6 protein-coding genes and 1 riboswitch are annotated in these 4,833 nt (G+C 43.9%); of the genes, 3 read left to right on the top strand and 3 right to left on the bottom strand.

All coding sequences use genetic code 11. The features are described from left to right. A riboswitch (cyclic di-AMP (ydaO/yuaA leader) is annotated at positions 1–113 on the bottom strand. 294 nt (positions 114–407) lie between these two features. The 3 genes from ku (at position 408) to ligD (B2633_RS16640) (ending at position 3,208) form a co-directional block, all read left to right on the top strand. Continuing rightward, positions 408–1,238 (top strand): non-homologous end joining protein Ku, encoded by an 831-nt coding sequence (gene ku, locus B2633_RS16650; protein WP_061214760.1) that lies wholly within the window; start codon positions 408–410, stop codon positions 1,236–1,238. A gap of 32 nt (positions 1,239–1,270) precedes the next feature. Continuing rightward, positions 1,271–2,170: a non-homologous end-joining DNA ligase gene (gene ligD, locus B2633_RS16645; protein ID WP_483171801.1), complete on the top strand. Its 900-nt coding sequence runs from the start codon at positions 1,271–1,273 to the stop codon at positions 2,168–2,170. A 129-nt stretch (positions 2,171–2,299) separates the two neighbouring features. Further along, positions 2,300–3,208, top strand: a complete 909-nt coding sequence (gene ligD / locus B2633_RS16640; protein WP_061214758.1) for a non-homologous end-joining DNA ligase — start codon at positions 2,300–2,302, stop codon at positions 3,206–3,208. Positions 3,209–3,222: 14 nt separating this feature from the next. Here ligD (B2633_RS16640) and B2633_RS16635 read toward each other — a convergent pair whose 3' ends face one another. The 3 genes from B2633_RS16635 to B2633_RS16625 all read right to left on the bottom strand — a co-directional run. Next, positions 3,223–3,618 (bottom strand): type II toxin-antitoxin system HicB family antitoxin, encoded by a 396-nt coding sequence (locus B2633_RS16635; protein WP_061214776.1) that lies wholly within the window; start codon positions 3,616–3,618, stop codon positions 3,223–3,225. Between the two features lie 98 nt (positions 3,619–3,716). After that, a complete protein-coding gene (locus B2633_RS16630; RefSeq protein WP_483171806.1) occupies positions 3,717–3,827 on the bottom strand; it encodes a type II toxin-antitoxin system HicA family toxin in 111 nt (36 codons plus the stop codon). A gap of 276 nt (positions 3,828–4,103) precedes the next feature. Next, a partial coding sequence (locus B2633_RS16625; protein ID WP_483171800.1) for a hypothetical protein occupies positions 4,104–4,833 on the bottom strand: 730 nt, incomplete at its 5' end.

Here is a 4,833-nt window from a genome sequence, read left to right as displayed (position 1 = left end):
GAGGTTAGCTGACGGATTCGGGCAAGGGGATTGCCCTACCAGCAAAAGCCGGATTCACCCCAAAATTGGTTCCCCCGTTCCAGTTATTTAACTGGATTCGGCATGAATCTAATGAATCTGTAAGATATCGTATCAATAATATTATAATACATATTGCGTATAGGGCAAATACATCAAAAAACAATTATTATTTACCTTCACCCATCTTTTTTGAAAGAAATCGATGTAATCACCGTTATATAACAATTAGCCCGTAGAATAAAGTAATATTGAATATCTGGAGTGAAAAGCATTTATTTTCTTCCAACTCTTATCCTCCAATAGCAAGTCATTTTATCCCCAGACGAATAAATTTCGCTTAAAGCATAGAAGCTAAAACTAAACAAGCCTGGAAAGGGGAGTCGTTTTTGAAAACACTTTGGAAAGGTGCGGTCAGCTTCGGCCTGGTTAATATTCCGGTAGGCATGTACTCGGCTACGGAGAACAAGGATTTGAAATTCCATTACCTGCATCAAGAATGTATGGCTCCGGTAAACTATAAAAAGGTCTGCTCAAAATGCAATAAGGAAATCAAAGCGGAAGAAATAGTCAAGGGCTACGAGTTTCAGAAAGGAAACTACGTTATTATCAGCGAAGAAGACCTGGCTCGCATCCCTCAGGAAAACACTAAAACCATTGATATATTGGATTTTATAAAATTAGAACAACTGGACCCGATTTATTTTGATAAAAGCTATTACCTGGAACCTGTTTCAGGTGGGGACAAAGCGTATACACTCATAGTTGAAGCCATGAAAAAAACAGGAAAAATTGCACTGGCCAAAATTATGATACGGTCAAAACAATCATTAGCGGTACTACGGGTGAAGGATGAGCATTTGATTATGGAAACCATCTTTTATCCGGATGAGATTAGATCCCCTGCTTCATTGGGAAAGGGGATCGGGGTAGAGAAGCTGCATGAGAAAGAAATAAAAATGGCGGTTAGCCTGATTGAGAATCTATCCATTGATTTCGACCCGGCAAGATATCAGGACAATTATCGTCAAGCTCTCTGGGAGATGATTGAGGCTAAAATCGCCGGAGAGGAATTTGTCAGCCCGGCCCCGGAACGGCAAGCCGGTAATGTAGTGGACCTAATGGAAGCTCTGAAGGCCAGTGTCAAGCTGGCTGAAGAGAACAAGAATGAGGGGAAGAAAAAGGGCAGCCCAAAGAAAGCGGCTAAAACCGGAAGTTAGCGATGGAAATATTCTTGCGAGAAATCCGCAGTATGGACCCGATAAATTGCGGGCAAGCTTTTGACAGCGAGGATTTTCTCTATCAGGTGAAATGGGATGGGGTGCGGATGCTGACTGCTGTTGCCGGAGAACAAGTCACCCTGCTTAACAAAAGGGGAAACCTGCGTAGCAGGCAGTATCCCGAGTTACAGAATCTGCCCAATTTGATCAAGGCCAGTACTGCGGTTTTGGATGGAGAAATCGTGGTGCTCCGTGAGGGCAAACCCAGCTTTCCAGCGGTGATGCAAAGAGATAACTGCCGGAATCCAATGAAGATTCAACATTTAAGTAAAACTCTGGCCATTTCCTATATGGTTTTCGATCTTCTTTATCTTAATGGTAGAGATTTAAGGTCAGCAAGCTTGGTAGACCGCCTCTCTCAGCTGGCGGAACTCTTTGATAATCAAGGCTGCCTTTATCTGGTGGAGAATTTTTCTCAGGGAACTATCCTTTTCGATTCGGTTCAGAGGGCGGGCTTGGAAGGGATAGTAGCCAAAAGAAAGAACAGTTTCTACCGCCCGGGAAAACAACATGATGATTGGTTTAAAATCAAATGTCGCCGCAGTCAGAATTGTCTGGTGGGGGGTTATACTTTACGAGGGAAACAAGTAAATGCTCTGTTATTGGGTGTTATGCGTGATAGAAGCTTAAGTTTTGCCGGTAAAGCCAGCAGTGGCCTGGATGCAGAGCAATTGCAAATACTGTCCGAGACCCTGCCTCGGTTGGAAGTGAAGGATTCTCCCTTTCCCGAGCCGACCCCGGCAGGTTCACATTATATCACCCCTCAATTGGCGGTAGAGGTTGAATATCTAGAGTGGACAGATTCTTTGCATCTTCGCTTTCCGGTGATAAAGTCCTTCATGAAAAATTCGGAAGCTGATTGCAATGTATAAAAGGGAAGTGAGGGGTAAGGAGTCAGCGTAAAAGATTACTATTTAATATTCGTTCAAGCACAATCAGATTCACTTTTCATCAATCCTTGTGTTCTCGGGGCATGGGGTTTAAAAGAAAGGAATAGAGTTATGGGCGAATCAGCAACGATAGCCATAGCGGGAAGAGAGATTAAGCTTACTAATCTGGACCGGGTTCTCTGGCCGGAAGACGGCTATTGCAAAAGAGATTTAGTGGAATACTATGCAGCGGTTTTTCCCTATATGCTTCCTCATCTAAGCGAGCGTCCGCTGGTCTTCACCCGCTATCCGCGGGGAATTGGAGAAAAATCATTTTATCAAAAAAATGCCCCGGAAGGCCTTCCGCAGTGGATAAAAACTTTCACCTGGACTGGCAGTGATGGCGACAGCAAAAACTATGTCCTGATACAGCAAACGGCAGATCTTATGTGCTTGGCCAATCTTGCCTGCATTGAAATTCATCCCTGGTTATCACAAATCAGCAGTATTGAATATCCTGATTTCATAGTATTTGACCTGGACCCTTCGGAGCAGAACACCTTTGGGCAAATTGTTAGTGTAACCCGCCTGTTGCAGGAATTAATGGAAAGTCTCGGCCTCCGGGTGTATCCCAAAACCTCAGGGGCCAAAGGGCTTCACCTTTACCTCCCCATAGCCAAAGGTTATACCTATAGCCAAATACGCCGTGTGGCCCAGGCGATGGCGGAGATGGTTTGCCAGGTGGTTCCCGATATTGCTACCACCGAGAGAGCCATGAAACGCCGGGGGCCTCGGATTTACCTGGACTACCTGCAAAACGGCCTGGGCAAAACTGTTTGTGCTGCTTACAGCGTTCGTCCTCATAAGGGCGCTCCCTGTTCCACCCCTATTGAGTGGCAGGAACTTGAGTCTGTAAGACCAGATCAGTTTACGATTAAAACCCTGCCGGAGCGACTTCAGCAGGTAGGCGATTTATTCGCTGATGTTTTATACGACCGCCAGGATCTAAAAAAAGCCATGGCGACATTGGGGGTTTATTAGCGTTCAAAGGATTATTATTCTAACCCCAATTCATTTTTCAATGCTTTTTGTAAGGTTTGAGAGAAATTTATACCGGCTTTTTCGGCTTTGGTATTTAACCAATTAGGAATACTTAAGGTTTTCTTTACCGCATGGTTATCGTTCTCGCGACGGTATTCAACTGTATCAATATCAATTAGATTAATGAAGCTGTTTGCTTCACAAGGAATATCTTTAATCTTGCCTGGTGTAGGAATTATTTCATCCTTGTTTTCGGCGTCCACCAGCCACATAGAAATGGCATCACGTGCCATTTCTATAGCTTCAACAAGCGAGTCCCCGAAGGTGAAACACCCGGGCAAATCGGGTACAGCTACAGTATAGCTGTTTTTTTTATCTATGGTGAATACAGCGGGATAAACATATTTCATAATTATAACCATTCCTTTCTTGAGGCACAAAACGTCATGAAAGATTTCTTTCAGACTTATTCTCCTTTCAAAGTAGTTAATTACCCCCAGGATCGGATTTATTTTAGTCCTGCTGCCTTGAGGATATTATTTAGAGTGCCTATGGGCATATCTTTTTTATGTCTTGGTATAGGAATCTTTATTCCAGGTTTATCAGGATTAGTAGCCAGGTGGTGTTTTCTACCTTCTTCTATATACCATCCATTTTCCTTTAATAATTTAGGATTTCCCGCTCTGTCATGTTAAATCCTCCTGTTGTCTGATAGCATAATACGTAATAATACGTACGTCAATATTTTCTTAAGCATAAAGATACAAAATATTTTATTTGGAATAGCAGCAGTTTACCTTTTTTCGTGAGAAAAACCAGCTTGTCAGCGTCCTGACACACCAGCTTTTTCTCGTGCATTCTCATTGCTATACAGCCAATGGATTTATAATACATATTAGGTCATGATTTGCTGGTCAATGGCTGTTGCCAGGGGCTTGCTTTGCGGGCCGAAGAATACGGTAACGGCAATATTATTACGGACAAACAGTACGCTCTGCCCAGCAACGGTAAATGATATATCGCCGGCTACCGGCGGATCGTTTCTTATGATATCGGGATTGCTTATTTTCGATAATCTTTCCACCAGCACTTCCCGGGCGGTGTGTTCATCATCAGCCACATTAATATCCACCGTATAATCCCGGCCATCTGCCGCAGTTATCTGCCAGATCTTTTGCGAAGCAATGTCTTCTATCAATTTGGCATCTTTAATTAGGTTTACAGCCGAGAATCGAGGGGTAAAATCCTGCCGGGCGGGTCGATTGCTTATCGGCAAATCATCCAGCCCAAATTGCGCCCGAATCATCTTCTTGAATTTGGCTAATGAAGAATTGTCAATATCCTTTCTTTCCATGCTCGTTACCTCGCTGCTTATTCCGACCGGTTCCAGTGCCATTAAATACATGTTGACCACTTGCTGATCTTTTACCAGGCGTTCCCGGTAAAACGCTCCTTTATAGGGGGTGTTAACCGGAACATTTACTTTGGGGCTGCTGGTTTGGGCATAGGCATAGTTCGCCGGCAGATAAGCTGTTTTCCCGCTTACATCGCTCTGACCCGGGTATTGGCTCTGATCCACTTTCAAACAAGCATCATAGATGCCGATATCCTGACGGGTGGTGGGC

Source organism: Syntrophomonas sp. UBA1041 (genome assembly GCF_002316705.1).
GTDB lineage: Bacteria > Bacillota > Syntrophomonadia > Syntrophomonadales > Syntrophomonadaceae > DTU019.
Note: the sequence above shows the minus strand (reverse complement) of the source record. Positions and strands in the feature narration are given on the sequence as shown.

Excerpts from the sequence above, each read along its gene's own strand:
- ligD (WP_061214758.1), top strand. The coding sequence starts at position 2,300 with ATGGGCGAATCAGCAACGATAGCCATAGCGGGAAGAGAGATTAAGCTT.
- B2633_RS16635 (WP_061214776.1), bottom strand. The coding sequence starts at position 3,618 with ATGAAATATGTTTATCCCGCTGTATTCACCATAGATAAAAAAAACAGC.
- ligD (WP_483171801.1), top strand. The coding sequence starts at position 1,271 with ATGGACCCGATAAATTGCGGGCAAGCTTTTGACAGCGAGGATTTTCTC.